Genomic DNA, 19009 nt, shown 5'->3' with positions numbered 1-19009 from the left:
TGCTCCCAAATCCTGCCCCAAAATGCACACCTGAAATTCCCAAAACTTCGCTTTTAAACGTTCACCTGTTTGCCACTACCGTTCTTAATCTCCCTATTCTCTACGAATTATATTTAACGGTTTACATCAGCCATCACTGCACATTGTGGAATACGTGCTGTCTGCACAATGTCAATAAAATGCTTTAATGGACACATACCCTCAGGATTTTTATCCTGACAAGAGGGCAACGTAAGCACAATCTTGTTTGGGAGAGACGAAGATGAAAAAGGTTTAAACTCACGCATTTGTTGGAGAGTCTGATAAACAAACGAAATTTGAATCCAGTCAGTGTTATCACTCACTCGCGTCCATCTTTCGAAAACCAGCTCCCCGCCAGGAGGTGTATTATCTGGCTGCCCAGGTAGAGACCAGTTAAGATCAAATACCCCACTGAGATTTGCAATATTGGTATCATGACCAGCAATAAACAATAATGAGACGGGTAATTTAATTCCGTAATGATTTTCTGTTGACCCATTACTCACTAATGCTTCGCTGATCAAATCGAGTAATGGTGTTGCTCTGCTGCGGGCAACTTCGGGAGTTCTTTGCAAAAGGTCAAACTGAGCATTATGCAGACTTAATAATGCTGTCCATTCTTTCTCCCCGTGAATTCGTCCCCACGCAACCTCTGGCATTCCCTGCGCCTCTTGCAATAGAAATATTTCCGTCAGCATGGAAGAAAGACTCCACGCGCCAGATAATGCAACGGTATCCGCAGAAACCCTGAGTTCTGAAGGTAAGGTTCCTGGTAGCGTACAACCAGACTGGCTGGTTGATCGGCATGCTGCTGACCGGGAGAAATTGAGAACCTGTTCCAGAGTACGGAATGCAGAGTCATAACGCTGAGTGTACCGTTCAATGTTTCCTTCGGCACGTGTCAGAATCGCTTCCTGAGTTTTTTGTACATTAAAAGCGCACACCCCCATTTTTACTGGATTAAAAAGAGGATCTTTTTTATCGTGCTCTTTTTGATAATGAACCTTATTTTTACATCCCGTCGCAAATCCAGCCAGAAATGCCTCACCGGTTTTACGAGTGCGCTGATCGGTATCGGCAATAACTGCCACCTGTTCTGGTGACGGACATACGTTACTTTCCAGAACGCCGTTATCGATTAATACTTTTTGTTGATATCGTCCCATTTCGGTGACGAGCTCACCACCCCGAGCCGTCAACCAGCCCAGCGGAACATCCCATTGCGGCCAATGGTAAGGTGTGATTTCCTGCATCAATGGGGTGAACTTTGTTGGTGCTCTTACACCGTGGCGACTTACTATCACAACTCGTTCAAGCTTCATGTCATCTGGCACTTCCGCCTGTAATGGGAAAGAACCAAACATGAATATAAACATTATTAATCGAAAAAGTAGCGTATTCATTGCCAGCCAACCTTATAGTTAATGAACCATAAATAGTTAACATAGGGATTACTGTATAATCATCTTATCACATAAACATTCATCCCACGCCACTATTCCAATGAACCTCATCGCATAAGAAAGAGAGACCACTACCAGGCCGACGCCGTTATTTTTCACTACGCGAAAGCCTTCTTCCATTAGCGCCCACGAGAGACATAACCACGACTTAATGTGATAACTGGCCTCCCATGTGCAACATAATTTGTACTAGTCATAAGAATCGACCTTCAACATACAGGCTGTATCACCATCTCTAAAGAAAAGGATAAGGCATGTCACTATGCACAATGACAAATAGGGGTATCACAGATTAAATAATTCCCTCTCACCCTGAAAAAATCCATGTTTATAATTTGACCACCAATTTTATAAAGACTTATAAAAAAGAAATACAAATATTAAAAAAGTGAAACAAAAAGATTCAACAAAAGATCGTTATAATAATAAAATCAATAACTCACGAACAAAAACACAATCAAAAAAATGATCTTTTTCAATGAGTTATCAAAAAACAACTACACTTTTCATCTATGAAAAATTGTCATTAGTAATGTTAAGGTCTCTAATATGGAATGGTTAGTTGTTGATACTGTTGTCTGTTCTTCGAGTGGAATTTCATTTTCAATCCTCTGGTGTAAAATAAAGCTTATTATATGGTATGAATCTGATGTTTTTCTTCCTCCAGGTTCCAGTGTCTCGCAGACTGACTCAGGGATTTACATTGACGGGAAATTTTTTCCATTGACAATTTATAACGTCACTCCCTTTAACAAGACCTTCTGGAAAATAATCGAGTGCAGCAATGAATGTCCTGGAAGGAAAAGCATTAAAGGAGCCCAATGTACAAGTGCTCTACACTGCAGAATAGCCATTTGTCCGTACGGATTGATAAAATAGTATGTTCTCATAGCCATGTTACACCCTATCATCACGCAAAAAAGAAACAAAATGATAATAATATGCAAAGATCAGCATAATTAGCCTATGACACATTGAATAAACCTTCGTTATTTATTACAGTGTTCTTGCGAAATTCAGATGTGTTTAATATTCTTCCCAATGGTTTACCGCATAGCAATATGCGGTTTTTTTTGCATAAAAAAGCATAACCAAAATGAACATATTCATTGCAGTAGAGTCGATGACATGCATCATATCCCGCGCTTCAGGACAGGAATAACACTCATTTATCTTTTTGTTTTACAGAAAAAAAACAATACCCCCCCCGCAAAAACGCACAACTCCATCAAGAACATCCCCTATATGCAATAAATGCTGAAGAGTTTTTCAAAAGTGCATGACTGTTAATATCCATCCCTCCTGAAAAAACTTTTACCACACATAAGCCATATAAAGCGATAAAAAAATAACACATTAACCACATTTTATTGCAGAAAGGAAGGTGTTTATTTTATGTTAATTTATGAAAGAAGTAATACCTGGCCGATTAAAAAAGGGAAATTCTCAGGAGGCTGCTTATGAATAAGTCATTAACCCGCATTGCGTTATTCACAATGTTTTTCATGACACCTGTTGTTCAGGCTGATAGCATCGCATTATCATTGTCAAATGATGACGCAGGTATCTTTCAGCCTGCGCTTAACAAAATTTATAGTCATAAAGATGAAGCTCGCGATGATTATACACAAGGTCTCTTCCTGGGTTATAGCCATGATGTTACAGACTCAAGCCAGTTATCGTTTCATATCGCACAAGATATTTACTCACCATCAGGAGACAACAAGCGGTTACCAACAGCAATAACCGGAGACAGAGCTTTTAGTGCCTTTCTGTACACGGGTGTTGAATGGAATTCTGTAGCAAATAGCTGGTTTCGCTATCGCCTGGGGACAGACGTCGGCGTGATTGGACCAGATGCTGGCGGTCAACAAGTCCAGAATAAAGCTCATCAAATGATTAATGCTGAAAAATATCAAGCATGGGATGATCAAATCGAAAATCGCTATGGGTATACGGTTAAAGGAATGCTATCACTGACTCCTGATGTGGATATCCTGGGAACGAATGTTGGTATTTATCCAGAAATATCCGCGGTAAGCGGAAATCTTTTTGAATATGTAGGATACGGTGCAACGCTTGCCATAGGCAATGACAAAATCCTGAACTCAGATAACGGGTATGGTCTGCTTGCGACTCGTGGGTTAATGCATACATCAAAAAATGATGGTTTAATATACAAGATATTTGCCGGGATGGAACGTCGGGAAGTTGACCGTAACTATACATTACAAGGAAAAACGCTTCAGACCCGAAATGAAACCGTCTCCCTTAATCATACCGTTGATGAATATCGCATCGGAGCCACTTTAGGTTATTCTCCGGTCGCTTTCACCTTATCTTTTAATCGTGTATCACCGGAGTTTAAAACTGGAAAAGATTATTCATTTGTCAATGGTTCTGTGACCTTCCTCTTTTAATCATCCGCCAAAACATAACGATAAGTATCTGCGGGGCTGTCGCTGATAAGTGGCAGTCCGCACACTTTTATATGCTTTCCGCCCTCACCGCGACCTATAATCCATGGAGATACAGGTGAGGTTTCCCGATAAGTTTCACTCCCTCAGTTATCTGTGAGAAAGATTAAGTGACCGCGAATACTATAACCTGACCGTACATTTCCCCGGACAGTCCAGTCCATCATGCCTGTCCGTCTGCATGGCAATATAGGGTAACCCTGCAATGCCAGAATTCATCAAAAAAGGTCGCTCCCCTTCAACAGTAAATAAACAAATGGCAGTTTTATCGTAAATGCTGAAGCTTGCGAACAGAAGTCAGTTTATATTACATGCACCTTATGAGGGGGTATCGAGGCTCCAGCTCGTTAAAGCAGATCCCGATCCACTTTTACTTCATGAGTATCAGGCGCTGATCTTGGCACTTCCCCACAAACTTGCCTTCATCATTATAGTGGCAACACACACGGGGATAAGACCAGGGGAAATATGTGCGCTGGCCTGGGAGGATGTAGACCTGAAAAAGGTGAGATCCATGTATCCAGAGACCAGACGAATAAACATTTGTGTGTTCCGCCCATAACGGTTGCTGGCATAAGAACGTCGCGTTGTCTTTATCCCCGGATCGGGTTCATATACTAAAGAAGGTTTCTTTCCCAAATACTCGATTTCCTGTGGCGGGAAACGTGGTACTAAACTTTCAGGTATCAGGCAGAGAAATGCCTGTCAGTCACGGCTTACTTATGCTGGCTGGATGCAGATAGCCGTAGCGAATCCTTCATTCATTGCCCGCCAGATGGGGCATGAAGATGCTCGCATGGTGTGTGAGGTTTATTCTACGTGGATTGGTGACATGACCCAGGACCAGGTCAGCCTGCGGAATAATCAAATGCCAACAGCATTGCTCCAGGGATTATCCCAAGGGCGGGGCCTGATAAAAAAGTCATTTAATTTCATTGTGCTGGTTTCAACTTACATAATCAGCGTTAAACTATTCATACCGTAAATAGAGTGAGAAAAGATGATGCGTGTACTGGTTGTTGAGGATAATGCGTTATTACGTCATCACCTGAAAGTTCAGCTTCAGGATGCCGGACATCAGGTTGACGACGCCGAAGATGCCAAAGAGGCCGATTATTACCTTAACGAACACTTGCCTGACATCGCTATCGTCGATTTGGGTCTTCCGGATGAAGATGGACTTTCACTGATCCGCCGCTGGCGGAGCAATGACGTTTCTCTCCCGGTTCTCGTCCTGACCGCCCGTGAAAGCTGGCAGGACAAAGTGGAAGTGCTGAGCGCAGGTGCAGATGACTACGTCACCAAGCCGTTCCATATTGAGGAAGTCGCCGCGCGGATGCAGGCGCTGATGCGCCGTAACAGCGGCCACGCTTCGCAGATTATCTCTATTCCGCCTTTTCAGGTTGATCTCTCGCGCCGCGAACTCTCGGTCAATGATGAAGTGATCAAACTGACCGCGTTTGAGTACACCATCATGGAAACGCTGATCCGCAATAATGGCAAAGTGGTCAGCAAAGACTCGCTGATGTTGCAGCTGTATCCGGACGCCGAGCTACGTGAAAGCCACACTATCGACGTGCTGATGGGCCGCCTGCGTAAAAAAATACAGGCGCAGTATCCGGATGAAGTCATTACCACTGTGCGGGGTCAGGGATATCTTTTTGAATTGCGCTGATGAATAAACTGTTGCGTCATCTTTTTCCGTTGTCACTGCGCCTGCGTTTTCTGCTGGCCACCGCAGGCGTAGTGCTGGTGCTTTCTCTGGCCTATGGCATGGTTGCGCTGGTCGGCTACAGCGTGAGTTTCGATAAGACCACGTTTCGTCTGCTGCGCGGCGAAAGTAATCTCTTTTATACGCTTGCAAAATGGGAAGGTAATAAGATCCACGTCGAACTTCCCGAGCACCTCGACATGCAGAGTCCCACGATGTCGTTGATCTATGATGAGAACGGCAAACTGCTGTGGGCCCAGCGTAACGTCCCCTGGCTGGTCAGACTGATTCAGCCCGACTGGCTGAAAAGTAATGGTTTTCATGAAATAGAAGCCGACATCAGCGCCAGCAGCTCGCTGCTCAATGACGATCACTCCGTTCAGGAACGATTGAAAGAGGTTCGGGAAGATGACGACGACGCCGAAATGACCCACTCGGTGGCGGTTAACGTCTACCCGGCTACCGCGCGCATGCCGCAACTGACGATTGTGGTGGTAGACACCATTCCGATTGAGCTTAAACGCTCGTATATGGTCTGGAGCTGGTTTATTTATGTGCTGGCTGCCAACCTGTTGCTGGTCATTCCCCTGCTCTGGGTGGCGGCCTGGTGGAGTTTGCGCCCCATTGAGGCACTGGCTCGTGAGGTGCGCGAACTGGAAGAACACCACCGCGAACAGCTTAACCCTGCAACGACGCGGGAATTGACCAGCCTGGTGCGTAACCTGAACCGCCTGTTGAAAAGCGAGCGCGAACGTTATGACAAATACCGCACCACGCTGACCGATCTCACCCACAGCCTGAAGACACCGCTCGCCGTGCTGCAAAGTACGTTGCGTTCGATGCGTAGCGATAAGATGAGCGTCAGCGAGGCAGAACCGGTAATGCTCGAACAGATCAGCCGGATTTCACAGCAAATCGGCTACTATCTGCATCGCGCCAGTATGCGCGGCGGGGGCGTCCTGCTGAGCCGCGAACTGCATCCGGTCGCACCGCTACTGGATAATCTCACCTCGGCGCTGAACAAAGTGTATCAGCGTAAAGGCGTGAACATTAGCCTCGATATCTCACCGGAAATCAGCTTTGTCGGCGAGCAGAACGATTTTGTCGAGGTGATGGGCAACGTGCTGGATAATGCCTGCAAGTACTGTCTCGAGTTTGTTGAGATTTCTGCCCGCCAGACCGACGATCATCTGTACATCGTGGTGGAAGATGACGGTCCAGGGATCCCACTCAGCAAGCGCGATCTGGTCTTTGACCGCGGTCAACGCGTGGATACGATGCGTCCGGGGCAAGGGGTCGGGTTGGCCGTGGCGCGAGAAATTACCGAGCAATACGATGGCAAAATCGTTGCCAGCGACAGCCTGCTCGGCGGTGCACGTATGGAAGTCATTTTTGGACATCAACAGCCGGGGCCGAAAGACGACTAAACCAAAATGTAATAAATATGAGCCAACTGCACGCATCTGGTTAAGCATCCGTTATAATCGGTGACAGATACCCGCCCCAGCCTGTGGAAGCTCAATATGGAATACCAATTAACACTCAACTGGCCCGAATTTCTTGAACGTCACTGGCAAAAGCGCCCAGTGGTGTTAAAACGCGGCTTTAATAACTTCATCGATCCCCTCTCCCCTGACGAACTGGCAGGGCTGGCGATGGAAAGTGAAGTCGATAGCCGCCTGGTAAGCCATCAGGATGGCAAATGGCAGGTAAGCCATGGTCCGTTCGAAAGCTATGACCATCTCGGCGAGAATAACTGGTCGTTACTGGTGCAGGCGGTGAACCACTGGCATGAGCCAACCGCCGCGCTGATGCGCCCCTTCCGCGCCCTGCCTGACTGGCGTATCGACGATCTGATGATCTCATTCTCGGTCCCTGGCGGCGGCGTAGGTCCCCATCTCGATCAGTATGATGTGTTTATCATTCAGGGAACCGGTCGTCGTCGCTGGCGCGTGGGTGAGAAGTTGCAGATGAAGCAGCACTGCCCGCATCCGGACCTGCTGCAGGTCGATCCTTTTGAAGCCATCATCGATGAAGAACTGGAGCCGGGCGATATTCTCTACATTCCGCCAGGATTCCCGCATGAAGGCTATGCGCTGGAAAACGCGATGAACTATTCCGTCGGTTTCCGCGCGCCAAACACCCGTGAACTGATCAGCGGTTTTGCCGACTACGTCCTGCAACGTGAGCTGGGCAGTACTTATTACAGCGACCCGGACATACCGTCGCGTGAGCATCCTGCTGACGTCCTGCCGCAGGAGATGGACAAACTGCGCACTATGATGCTGGATCTGATTAATCAGCCGGAGCATTTTAAACAGTGGTTTGGCGAGTTTATCTCCCAGTCGCGTCATGAACTGGATATTGCGCCGCCGGAGCCGCCATATCAGCCTGATGAAATCTACGATGCCCTGAAACAAGGCGATGTGCTGGTGCGTCTGGGGGGGTTACGGGTACTGCGTGTGGGTGATGACGTTTATGCCAACGGCGAGAGAATTGACTCTCCGCACCGTCCGGCGCTGGAAGCCCTTGCCAGCCATATCGTGCTGACTGCAGAGAACTTTGGTGACGCACTGGAAGATCCATCGTTCCTCGCGATGCTGGCAGCCCTGGTCAACAGCGGGTACTGGTTCTTCGAAGGATAACATTGAAACGATGCCGGATGGCGGCGCTAACGCGTCTTATCCGGCCTACGGTTCAGATGTCCTGTAGGCCAGATAAGCGTCGCGTCAACTGGCATCAACCACGCTACGACCGCTTCGCCGTTAATTCGGCAATCCGCACAATCACCTGCACCGCTTTTTCCATCCCTTCCAGCGTCACAAACTCATGCTTGCCATGATAGTTGTAGCCGCCGGTGAACAGATTCGGGCACGGTAATCCCATGAAAGAGAGCTGTGCGCCGTCGGTACCGCCGCGAATCGGCTTCATATCTGGTTGAATATCGCAGTCACGCATCGCCTGCTGTGCGATATCCAGAACATGCGGATGCTCAACCACTTTTTCGCGCATATTGTAATAACTGTCTTCAATCACCAGTTCAATATAGCAGTCCGGATGCAGCCCCTTCCCGACCTTCCTGGCAATCTCCATCATCTTACGTTTGCGCGCTTCAAACTGTTTGCGGTCGAAGTCGCGAATGATGTAGTGCATATCGGCGCGATCCACGGTGCCTTTCATGCTCGCCAGATGGTAGAAGCCCTCATATCCTTCGGTCATTTCCGGGCTTTCATCCGCAGGAACCTCGGCGTGAATACGCGCCGCCAGCGATAATGCGTTGACCATCACGCCTTTTGCCGTCCCCGGATGCACGTTATTGCCGACGATTTTGATATTCACCGAAGCGGCATTGAAGTTCTCAAACTCAAGTTCACCCACGCCGCCGCCGTCGACGGTATAGGCCCATTTGGCGTCAAAGGCTGCTACATCAAAGTGTTTCGCCCCTTTGCCCACCTCTTCGTCCGGTGTAAAAGCGACGCGAATATCGCCATGCGGAATATTTTTATGCTTCAGAACCGCCAGCGCGGTCATGATTTCCGCCACACCCGCTTTGTCGTCCGCCCCCAGCAGCGTTTTGCCGTCGGTGGTGATCAGCGTTTGACCAAGCAACTGATGCAGCACCGGGAACATCACCGGCGACAACACTTCATCACCAATGCCCAGCGCGATATCACCGCCGCGATAGTTCTCCACGATCTGCGGATTTACGTGCTTACCGCTGAAATCCGGTGAGGTATCCACATGGGAAATGAAGCCAATAGCAGGGATATCGCCAGGGACATTCGCCGGCAACGTTGCCATCAGCGTCCCTTTGTCACTTAACGTCACATTGACCAGCTCCATCTCTTCGAGCTGCTGTTTGAGCAAATTTAATAACTTCCACTGTCCCTCGGTACTGGGAACCTGTCTCACACCCGCTTTCGATTGGGTATCCAATGAAACGTAGTGTAAAAAACGCTCAAGTAGTTTATCCATGCAGTCACCCTCACTATTTGTGACAACATTATCAGTAAGCCACAAAAGACAAATATTGCGTCAGGTCACTTTTATCCCCGCAAACGAGAATATTTCGCTTCCGGACCCCTTTATTCAGGAAATATATCCACAAAAGCGTACAGGATGCATCGCGGCGGCAAGCGCATGAATCCCCAGGCGCGAACAAACCGTACGTGACTGGGGTATGTGAGTGCAGCCTACAAACAGGCAGTCTGAAAGATGAAGTGTAGAGTAATTAGCAACAAACATTGGCGATGACAACGGTTTGCCGTAGAATTACGGCCCTCATTAAGAGTCACCAAGGTGGTCAACCACAAACCCCGCATCGGTCAGCCATCCGTTGCGTCTACATGGGACAGAGTAAAAAATTGAATAAACAACCGCGTTCGCTTTCACCGCTGGTTCTTTTGTCAGGTATCAGCAAAAGCTTCGATGGAAAAGAGGTCATTTCTGAACTGGATTTGACAATCAATAATGGCGAGTTCCTCACGCTGCTTGGCCCTTCTGGCTGCGGTAAAACAACCGTTTTGCGCCTGATTGCTGGTCTGGAAACCGTAGATTCCGGGCACATCATGCTCGATAACGAGGATATCACTCACGTACCGGCAGAAAACCGTTATGTGAATACCGTCTTTCAAAGCTATGCGCTATTCCCCCACATGACTGTTTTTGAAAATGTGGCCTTCGGTTTGCGTATGCAGAAAACCCCTGCAGCCGACATCACGCCACGCGTACTGGAAGCCCTGCGGATGGTGCAACTGGAAGAGTTTGCACAGCGTAAACCACATCAACTTTCCGGCGGCCAACAGCAGCGCGTAGCGATTGCCCGTGCGGTGGTCAATAAACCCCGCCTGTTGCTGCTGGATGAATCCCTCTCCGCGCTGGACTATAAGCTGCGAAAGCAGATGCAGAACGAACTGAAAGCCTTGCAGCGTAAGCTCGGCATCACGTTCGTGTTCGTGACGCACGATCAGGAAGAAGCCCTGACCATGTCCGATCGCATCGTCGTGATGCGCGATGGGCGCATCGAACAGGACGGCACGCCGCGTGAAATTTACGAAGAGCCGAAAAACCTGTTCGTCGCCGGATTCATTGGCGAAATCAATATGTTTAACGCCACGGTGATCGAGCGTCTGGACGAACAGCGCGTTCGTGCTAACGTCGAAGGCCGTGAATGCAATATCTACGTCAACTTCGCCGTTGAGCCAGGACAGAAACTGCACGTTCTGTTACGCCCGGAAGATTTGCGCGTGGATGAAATCAACGATGACAACCACATTGACGGCCTGATCGGCTATGTCCGTGAACGTAACTATAAAGGTATGACGCTGGAGTCGGTGGTTGAACTGGAAAATGGCAAGATGGTGATGGTCAGCGAATTCTTCAACGAAGATGACCCGGACTTTGACCACTCTCTCGACCAGAAAATGGCCATTAACTGGGTAGAAAGCTGGGAGGTCGTACTGGCTGATGAAGAACACAAGTAAATTCCAGAATGTGGTGATTGTCACTATCGTCGGTTGGCTTGTGTTGTTTGTCTTTCTGCCCAACCTGATGATCATTGGTACCAGCTTTTTGACCCGCGACGATGCCAGCTTCGTCAAAATGGTCTTTACGCTGGACAACTACGCGCGCCTGCTCGATCCGCTCTATTTTGAAGTGCTGTTGCACTCGTTGAATATGGCGCTGATCGCCACCCTCGCCTGCCTCGTGCTCGGCTATCCATTTGCCTGGTTTCTGGCGCGACTGCCAGAGAAAGTCCGCCCACTGCTGCTATTTCTGCTGATTGTTCCCTTCTGGACCAACTCGCTGATCCGCATCTACGGGCTGAAAATTTTCCTTAGCACCAAGGGTTACCTGAACGAGTTTCTGCTTTGGCTCGGGGTGATCGATACGCCGATGCGCATTATGTTTACCCCGAGCGCAGTCATTATTGGTCTTGTGTATATCCTGCTGCCGTTTATGGTGATGCCACTGTATTCCAGCATTGAGAAACTCGACAGACCGTTGCTGGAAGCGGCAAAAGATCTGGGTGCCAGTAAATTGCAGACCTTTATTCGGATCATCATTCCGCTGACCATGCCAGGGATTATTGCGGGCTGCCTGCTGGTAATGCTGCCCGCGATGGGACTGTTCTACGTCTCCGATCTGATGGGCGGCGCGAAAAACCTGCTGATCGGTAACGTGATTAAAGTTCAGTTCCTCAATATCCGCGACTGGCCGTTTGGTGCCGCAACCAGCATTACCCTGACGATTGTGATGGGCCTGATGCTGCTGGTTTACTGGCGCGCCTCCCGATTGCTGAACAAAAAGGGAGAACTCGAATGATCGGTCGTCTGCTTCGCGGCGGTTTCATGACCGCTATCTACGCGTACCTGTATATTCCGATCATTATTTTGATTGTGAACTCCTTTAACAGCTCGCGCTTTGGCATTAACTGGCAGGGCTTTACCACCAAATGGTATGGCCTGCTGATGAACAACGATAGCCTGCTGCAGGCGGCGCAACATTCGCTGACGATGGCTATTTTTTCCGCAACGTTCGCCACCGCTATCGGGTCGTTAACGGCCGTGGCGCTGTATCGATACCGTTTTCGCGGCAAGCCGTTCGTCAGCGGGATGCTGTTTGTGGTCATGATGTCGCCGGATATCGTAATGGCGATTTCACTGCTGGTGCTGTTTATGCTGCTGGGCATTCAGTTGGGCTTCTGGTCACTACTGTTCTCACATATCACCTTTTGCCTGCCTTTCGTGGTTGTGACGGTCTATTCGCGGCTGAAGGGGTTTGACGTGCGGATGCTGGAAGCAGCAAAAGATCTGGGTGCCAGCGAAATGACTATCCTGCGTAAAATCATTCTGCCATTAGCGATGCCAGCAGTCGCCGCTGGCTGGTTGTTGAGCTTTACCCTGTCGATGGACGATGTGGTGGTTTCGTCGTTCGTCACCGGGCCGGGTTATGAAATTCTACCGTTGAAGATCTACTCAATGGTGAAAGTCGGCGTTTCACCGGAGGTGAATGCGCTGGCGACTATTCTGTTGGTGTTATCGCTGGTTCTGGTGATCGCCAGCCAACTTATTGCTCGTGATAAAACTAAAGTTCAGGGGACGTTAAAATGAAAAAATGGTCACGCCACCTGCTCGCGGCAGGCGCTCTCGTCATGGGAATCAGCGCTGCGCACGCGGACGACAGTAAAACACTCTATTTCTACAACTGGACCGAGTATGTTCCGCCAGGACTGCTGGAACAGTTCACTAAAGAGACCGGCATCAAGGTTATTTACTCGACCTACGAGTCGAATGAAACCATGTACGCCAAGCTCAAAACGTACAAAGACGGCGCATATGACCTGGTCGTGCCATCGACTTACTATGTCGATAAAATGCGTAAAGAAGGCATGATTCAGAAGATTGATAAGTCGAAGTTATCCAACTTCAACAATCTCGATCCGGAGATGCTGAACAAGCCGTTCGATCCCAACAACGACTACTCCATTCCGTACATCTGGGGCGCGACGGCCATTGGCGTGAACAGCGACAGCATCGACCCGAAAACCGTCACCCGTTGGGCTGACCTGTGGAAACCGGAATACAAAGGCAGTCTGCTGCTGACCGACGATGCGCGCGAAGTGTTCCAGATGGCGCTGCGTAAACTGGGCTATTCCGGCAACACCACCGATCCTAAAGAGATTGAAGCAGCCTATAACGAGCTGAAAAAGCTGATGCCTAACGTTGCCGCGTTTAACTCCGACAACCCGGCGAATCCGTATATGGAAGGCGAAGTGAATCTGGGGATGGTGTGGAACGGCTCTGCCTTCGTCGCCCGTCAGGCCGGTACGCCGCTGGAAGTAGTCTGGCCGAAAGAAGGCGGGATCTTCTGGATGGACAGCCTTTCAATTCCGGCAAACGCCAAAAACAAAGAAGGCGCGCTGAAGTTGATCAACTTCCTGCTGCGCCCCGACGTGGCGAAGGAAGTGGCGGAAACCATCGGCTATCCGACGCCAAACCTGGCGGCACGTAAGCTGTTAAGCCCGGAAATCGCCAACGATAAATCACTCTATCCGGATGCAGAAACCATCAGCAAAGGCGAATGGCAGAACGATGTAGGCTCCGCCAGCACGATCTACGAAGAGTATTATCAGAAGCTAAAAGCAGGACGCTAATCCAGCAAAAAGGCCCGGAAAATCCGGGCCTTTTTATTACAAACCTTTCAATAACTTCTCTACAAACTCAGGTACAACCTGGCTTGCCGGACCGTAATATTTCTCTTCAAACTCACTGCCGACCTGGCTTGGTTCCAGATTCAGCTCAACCGTATGCGCGCCATGCAGCTTCGCTTCGTGGACAAAACCAGCCGCCGGATAAACGTGTCCGGAGGTGCCGATGGCGATAAAAACATCCGCCATGGCCAGCGCCATATAGATTTCATCCATCCCGAGCGGCATCTCACCAAACCACACCACGTGCGGACGCAGCGGCGCAGGAAACTGGCAGCAGTGACATTTATCTTCCGGCGTCACATCGCCCGTCCACTCCAGAATTTGTCCGCTCTGCGAGCAGTGCACTTTCAACAGCTCGCCATGCATATGGATGATGTTCTGGTTACCCGCCCGCTCATGCAGGTTATCGATATTCTGTGTCACCAGCAAAAAGCGGTCGCCCAATGCCTCTTCCAGCTTTGCCAGCGCGATGTGCGCCGGATTAGGCTGGATTTCAGGCTGCTGCAATTGCCGACGGCGGGCATTATAGAATGACTGCACCAGCGCGGGATTACGGGCAAAGCCTTCCGGCGTCGCCACATCTTCAACCCGGTGTTCTTCCCACAGTCCATCAGCGGCGCGGAAGGTACGAATACCAGACTCCGCGGAGATCCCTGCCCCTGTAAGCACCAAAACTCTTGGTTTTTCCATCACTTCCGGTACCACTCTGTCTCTGAAAAAGATCCGTTGACGAAGGCGTTCGCGCAGATGGCGTTTGTTTTTCCGAAATCGACTTAACCGATGACCCCGACGCGACAGCATAGCAACCTCTTTTGATTAATCGGTAAGATGTAAGAAGGCAGCACCACGCATCCCACCGGCATCACCATGTCGTGCTCGCTCAATGCGGGGCACTCGTGCCACGGGAAGCAGATGACGCGGTAGTCTGTCCGCCAGATCGGTGGTAATGGCGGTAAAATTCGACAATCCGCCGCCGATGACGACCAAATCCGGATCGACAATAGTCAGGATATTTCCCAGACACACCGCCAGCAAATCCAGATAACGCTCAACATGCGCCCGCGCCTGTTCATCGCCTTGCTCCCACAGTGAAATGATTTCAGGCGCCTGTAACGGTTGATGATAATAATGCTGATACAACCAGGCAAATCCTCGCCCGGACAGATAATTTTCAATACAGCCGAGTTGACCGCAGCCACAGCGGCGCAACGGGAAATCGAGACCCATCAGGGTGAGCGCATCGACCGGCAGACGCATATGACCAAACTCGCCGGTAATGTAACTGCGCCCGGTAATCGGTTTTCCGTTGAGGATTAAACCGCCGCCCACCCCGGTGCCCAGAATCAAGCCCATCACCAGCGGATAGCGGGTGAATTCATCATCCCAGGCTTCAGACAGGGCAAAACAGTTTGCATCGTTGTCGAGACGAACGTCGCGATCAAGGCGCGCGCTAAGATCGGCGCGCAGGGGTTTGCCACTGGCAGCAGGGACATTCGCGGCGTACAGCGTGCCATCTTCGGTTTCCGGCATTCCGGGGATGCCAATGCCCACCGAACCTTTCACGCCAAAACGCTGATCGGCTTCCGCCACCAGCCCGCAAACAGCCTCTAAAAAAGCGTCATAGCTGTCGCGCGGCGTGGGAACACGCTTTTCCCACCGTAATTTCCGCTCGTTGTCAAAGACGCCTAGCGCAATTTTTGTCCCACCAATATCAAACCCGTAATACATTGCCGCTCCTTGTTTTATACACTTCATCCTTCAGGCGGCCGCTGTTCTGGTCACAGGGAGGTTGTTGTGTATCTCTCACGCAATTATGGTTACTGGCCGCTAAGTACTCTTGCAGGATCGATGTTACTGGCGCGCCGCGCCGGATACCAACTCGCCAACAAACTCAGCAACAGTGCGGTGACCAGCACATAAATCACATCCAGCCAGTGCAATTCGGATGGCAGGAAGTCGATAAAATAGATATCCCCGGAAAGGAACTGATGGCCGATCAGCGTTTCGATGCCGTTAATGATTGGCGTCAGCTGTAGCGAAACCACCACACCAATGACCACGCCGATCAGGCTGCCGAACAGTCCTGCCAGCAAACCGTACCAGACAAAAATGGCGCGGATCAGGCCATCTTTCGCCCCCAGCGTTCTTAATACCGCAATATCGCCACTCTTGTCTTTTACCGCCATCACTAATGTTGAGACAATGTTAAAACAGGCGACACCGATCACCAGCACCATCGCCAGATACATAATGGCGCGAATCATCTGGATATCGCGGTACATATAGCCATAGGTGCCAATCCAGCTCTTGATGTAAACATAGCTGTTGGTCACTTCACCAGCATCACGCACCAGTTTGTTGGCGTTGAAAACGTCGTTGACCTTCAGCGCGATGCCGGAAACCGTGTTGTTCATCTCCAGATACTGCTGGGCATCGGCCATCGGGATCATCGCGAAGCTGTGATCCAGTTGACCGCTTAACTGCAAAATGCCAGCAACGTGTAGCCGCACGCGTTTCGGCTGCATCAGCTTATGATCGGCATTTGAATTGGGGATCATGATGGAGACCCAATCTCCCTGCTTCACCTTCAGCGCGTCTGCGACGCCCTTACCGATAATGATTTGTTGTTCACCAGCTTTAAAATCAGCCCAGGCGTTATTCTGCACAAACGAGGGCAACGCGCTCAAACGCTGTTCCTGCTGCGGATCCACGCCTTTTACCTGAATAGCGCGCAAATTCGCCCCGCTCTCCACCAGTCCGGTAAAGTTGATGTACGGCGCTGCGGCGGTAATACCCGGCACTTTTTGAACCTTCTCCAGCGCGTCGCGCCAGTTGGTCCACGGTTGATTAACCGCTTCAATCTCGCCGTGCGGCACCACGGCCAGAATGCGGTTGTTCAGCTCACGCTCAAAGCCGTTCATCGCGCTCAGGCCGACGATCAGAACCGCCACCCCCAGCGCGATACCGATAGTCGAGATCACCGAAATCAGCGATACCATACCGCTGCGCCGCCGTCCCCGGCTAAAGCGCAGACCGATTAATAACGATAAAGGCGAGGCCATTACTCCGCCCCCATCAGGCTCAGTTCTGCCGTCAGGCGTCCGTCACGCATTTCCAGTTGGCGACTCATGCGCTTCGCCAGCTGCAGATCGTGAGTGACGACCAGAAACGCGGTGCCCTGCGAGCGGTTCAATTCGCCCAGAAGCTGGAAGATGCTGTCGGCGTTGCGCGCATCCAGATTACCGGTTGGTTCATCCGCCAGCACCAGTCGCGGGTTGTTGACCAGCGCGCGGGCAATCGCCACACGCTGACGCTCACCGCCAGACAGTTCAGACGGACGATGGCTGGCACGATGATCCAGCCCTACCGCTTTCAGCATTTCACGCGCCCGTGCGTTAATTTCAGCCGGTTTGTGTTTGCCAATCAGCAGCGGCATCGCCACGTTTTCCAGCGCGGTGAAATCCGGCAGCAGGTGGTGGAACTGATAAATAAAGCCGAGCTTCTGATTACGCAGCTCCGCTTTCGCCGCCGACGACAGTTTACTCATCGGCTGACCGCTAAAAATGACATCGCCGGAGGTCGGGGTATCCAGCCCGCCCAGCAGGTGCAACAACGTACTTTTGCCGGAGCCGGAGCTGCCGACAATCGCCATCATTTCGCCTTCGCCCACGCTGAAGCTGACATCGTGCAACACGTCGGTTTGCACGGAACCTTCCTGATAGCGTTTGCACAATTTGTCGCATTGCAACAGGATCTTATTCATAACGTAAAGCCTCAGCGGGTTGAGTGGCGGCAGCGCGCCAGGAAGGATAAAGCGTAGAAAGTAGCGCGATGGCCATTGCCACCAGCGCAATGACGATGACCTGCAGCGGCTCGATCGCCACCGGCAGCGCCGCACCGTCCAGCAGGATACCGATCACCGGCATCAGGGTATTGAGCTGACTGGCCAACAGCGCACCCAGCGCGGCACCCAGCAGTGCGCCAATAATCCCGGCGCTGGCCCCCTGCACCATAAAGACCATCATGATCTGTCGCGGCGTCAGCCCCTGCGTTTGCAAAATAGCTACTTCTCCCTGCTTCTCAATCACCATCAGACCCAACGAGGTAATAATATTGAACGCGGCAACCGCTACGATCAGGCTCAACAGCAGCCCCATCATGTTCTTTTCCATCCGCACGGCCTGGAACAGCTCGCCTTTACGCTCGCGCCAGTCCTGCCATTTCGTCCCTTCCGGCAACGTCTGCTGACTGAGCGAGTCCACCTTCAGCGGCTCATTCAGCCACAAACGCCAACCGGTGATATTCCCGGCCGGGTAGCGCATGATGCGCGAGGCGTCCTGAATATTGGTCAACATCTGGTAACCATCGACTTCACTGTTCGCTGCAAAGGTGCCGATCACGGTAAACAGACGCTGGCTTGGCAGACGGCCCATCGGCGTGAACTGACTGGCAGACGGCACCATCACGCGGATCTGATCGCCACGATTAACCCCCAACTGGCCTGCGAGCTGCTCACCGAGGATGACATTATACTTACCTGGCTGCAGATCGGTTTGCTTCACATTGACCAGATACGGCGTAAGCGGATCTTTTTGTGCCGGGTCGATACCCAACATCACCCCGACCGCCACGCTGCGCGCGCTTTGCAGCACGACATCGCCGGTTGTCAGCGGCGCAATACGATTGACACCGTTCAGTTTTACAGCGCTTTCCGGCAGTTGCTGTGGATTCAGAGAGCCTTGTTCCGCAGAAAGGATGGCCTGGGGCATCAACCCCAGGATGTTATTTTGCAGTTCACGTTCAAAACCGTTCATCACTGACAAAACCGTGACCAGCGCCATCACCCCAAGGGTAATGCCGATGGTGGAAAGCCAGGAGACAAAGCGACCGAAGCGATCTGCTGCACGCCCGCGCATGTAACGCAGGCCGATGAATAGAGCGACAGGTTGGTACATGAAATCCGTCTGGTTGCTGTTAGCAAAGTCACGAGTATATAAGCGAAAGCCGCATGGGTAAACGCCTGAACCGTAAGTGTTCGTCAGTACACAGATGAAAGGGATCCACCGCGTGACAAGCGCAGGATACCGTCCTCGCTGACCCTGATCCTTTTCTTAAAAAAATCAAA

At 50.7% G+C, this 19009-nt stretch carries 16 protein-coding genes; 9 read left to right on the top strand and 7 right to left on the bottom strand.

Annotated features, from left to right (window positions below; translation table 11 throughout):
* Positions 1 to 113: 113 nt before the first annotated feature.
* Complete coding sequence (locus C2U53_RS20700) at positions 114 to 1424, bottom strand: AppA family phytase/histidine-type acid phosphatase (RefSeq protein WP_104446388.1); 1311 nt, start codon at positions 1422 to 1424, stop codon at positions 114 to 116.
* 609 nt (positions 1425 to 2033) lie between these two features.
* Between C2U53_RS20700 and iraM the strand changes: the two genes are divergently transcribed.
* The 5 genes from iraM to roxA all read left to right on the top strand — a co-directional run bounded on the left by iraM (position 2034) and on the right by roxA (position 8317).
* Positions 2034 to 2363, top strand: coding sequence for an anti-adapter protein IraM (gene iraM, locus C2U53_RS20695; protein ID WP_043000949.1), 330 nt, complete (start codon positions 2034 to 2036; stop codon positions 2361 to 2363).
* Positions 2364 to 2980: 617 nt separating this feature from the next.
* On the top strand, positions 2981 to 3904 hold the full coding sequence (locus C2U53_RS20690) for a lipid A deacylase LpxR family protein (RefSeq protein ID WP_225738973.1): 924 nt from the start codon (positions 2981 to 2983) through the stop codon (positions 3902 to 3904).
* Between the two features lie 1060 nt (positions 3905 to 4964).
* Entirely contained in the window at positions 4965 to 5636 is a 672-nt protein-coding gene (gene phoP / locus C2U53_RS20680; protein ID WP_043000951.1) for a two-component system response regulator PhoP, read from the top strand.
* On the top strand, positions 5636 to 7099 hold the full coding sequence (gene phoQ / locus C2U53_RS20675; protein ID WP_043000952.1) for a two-component system sensor histidine kinase PhoQ: 1464 nt from the start codon (positions 5636 to 5638) through the stop codon (positions 7097 to 7099). The genes phoP and phoQ overlap by 1 nt, the downstream gene beginning before the upstream one ends.
* A 96-nt stretch (positions 7100 to 7195) precedes the next feature.
* On the top strand, positions 7196 to 8317 hold the full coding sequence (gene roxA, locus C2U53_RS20670; RefSeq protein WP_043000953.1) for a [50S ribosomal protein L16]-arginine 3-hydroxylase: 1122 nt from the start codon (positions 7196 to 7198) through the stop codon (positions 8315 to 8317).
* Positions 8318 to 8420: 103 nt separating this feature from the next.
* Here the strand turns inward: roxA and pepT are convergent, their stop codons facing one another.
* On the bottom strand, positions 8421 to 9647 hold the full coding sequence (pepT, locus tag C2U53_RS20665) for a peptidase T (protein ID WP_043000954.1): 1227 nt from the start codon (positions 9645 to 9647) through the stop codon (positions 8421 to 8423).
* Between the two features lie 371 nt (positions 9648 to 10018).
* On the opposite strand from pepT, the gene potA reads away from it, so the two are divergent.
* From potA to potD, 4 genes are read left to right on the top strand one after another with little or no spacing between them, the layout of a single operon-like run.
* The gene (gene potA, locus C2U53_RS20660) at positions 10019 to 11155 is read left to right on the top strand and encodes a spermidine/putrescine ABC transporter ATP-binding protein PotA (RefSeq protein WP_043000955.1); all 1137 of its coding nucleotides are present in this window, start codon (positions 10019 to 10021) and stop codon (positions 11153 to 11155) included.
* Positions 11139 to 11996, top strand: coding sequence for a spermidine/putrescine ABC transporter permease PotB (gene potB, locus C2U53_RS20655; RefSeq protein WP_043000956.1), 858 nt, complete (start codon positions 11139 to 11141; stop codon positions 11994 to 11996). Before potA ends, potB begins: the two co-directional genes overlap by 17 nt.
* A complete protein-coding gene (gene potC, locus C2U53_RS20650) occupies positions 11993 to 12784 on the top strand; it encodes a spermidine/putrescine ABC transporter permease PotC (protein WP_054176609.1) in 792 nt (263 codons plus the stop codon). The genes potB and potC overlap by 4 nt, the downstream gene beginning before the upstream one ends.
* Positions 12781 to 13827: a spermidine/putrescine ABC transporter substrate-binding protein PotD gene (gene potD, locus C2U53_RS20645; protein WP_044254924.1), complete on the top strand. Its 1047-nt coding sequence runs from the start codon at positions 12781 to 12783 to the stop codon at positions 13825 to 13827. Before potC ends, potD begins: the two co-directional genes overlap by 4 nt.
* Before the next feature lie 36 nt (positions 13828 to 13863).
* Here the strand turns inward: potD and cobB are convergent, their stop codons facing one another.
* The 5 genes from cobB to lolC all read right to left on the bottom strand — a co-directional run bounded on the left by cobB (position 13864) and on the right by lolC (position 18839).
* The gene (gene cobB / locus C2U53_RS20640) at positions 13864 to 14685 is read right to left on the bottom strand and encodes a Sir2 family NAD+-dependent deacetylase (protein ID WP_043000959.1); all 822 of its coding nucleotides are present in this window, start codon (positions 14683 to 14685) and stop codon (positions 13864 to 13866) included.
* 15 nt (positions 14686 to 14700) lie between these two features.
* Positions 14701 to 15612, bottom strand: a complete 912-nt coding sequence (nagK, locus tag C2U53_RS20635; protein WP_043000960.1) for an N-acetylglucosamine kinase — start codon at positions 15610 to 15612, stop codon at positions 14701 to 14703.
* Between the two features lie 89 nt (positions 15613 to 15701).
* A complete protein-coding gene (lolE, locus tag C2U53_RS20630; RefSeq protein ID WP_043000961.1) occupies positions 15702 to 16946 on the bottom strand; it encodes a lipoprotein-releasing ABC transporter permease subunit LolE in 1245 nt (414 codons plus the stop codon).
* Positions 16946 to 17647 (bottom strand): lipoprotein-releasing ABC transporter ATP-binding protein LolD, encoded by a 702-nt coding sequence (lolD, locus tag C2U53_RS20625; RefSeq protein WP_043000962.1) that lies wholly within the window; start codon positions 17645 to 17647, stop codon positions 16946 to 16948. Before lolD ends, lolE begins: the two co-directional genes overlap by 1 nt.
* Positions 17640 to 18839, bottom strand: a complete 1200-nt coding sequence (gene lolC / locus C2U53_RS20620) for a lipoprotein-releasing ABC transporter permease subunit LolC (protein WP_104446387.1) — start codon at positions 18837 to 18839, stop codon at positions 17640 to 17642. Before lolC ends, lolD begins: the two co-directional genes overlap by 8 nt.
* Positions 18840 to 19009 lie beyond the last annotated feature (170 nt).

The sequence above is a fragment of the Citrobacter sp. CFNIH10 genome, assembly GCF_002934585.1.
Taxonomy (GTDB): Bacteria; Pseudomonadota; Gammaproteobacteria; order Enterobacterales; family Enterobacteriaceae; genus Citrobacter_A; species Citrobacter_A amalonaticus.
The sequence above is the reverse complement of the archived record's forward strand: the minus strand, read 5'-3'. Positions and strand labels throughout refer to the sequence as shown.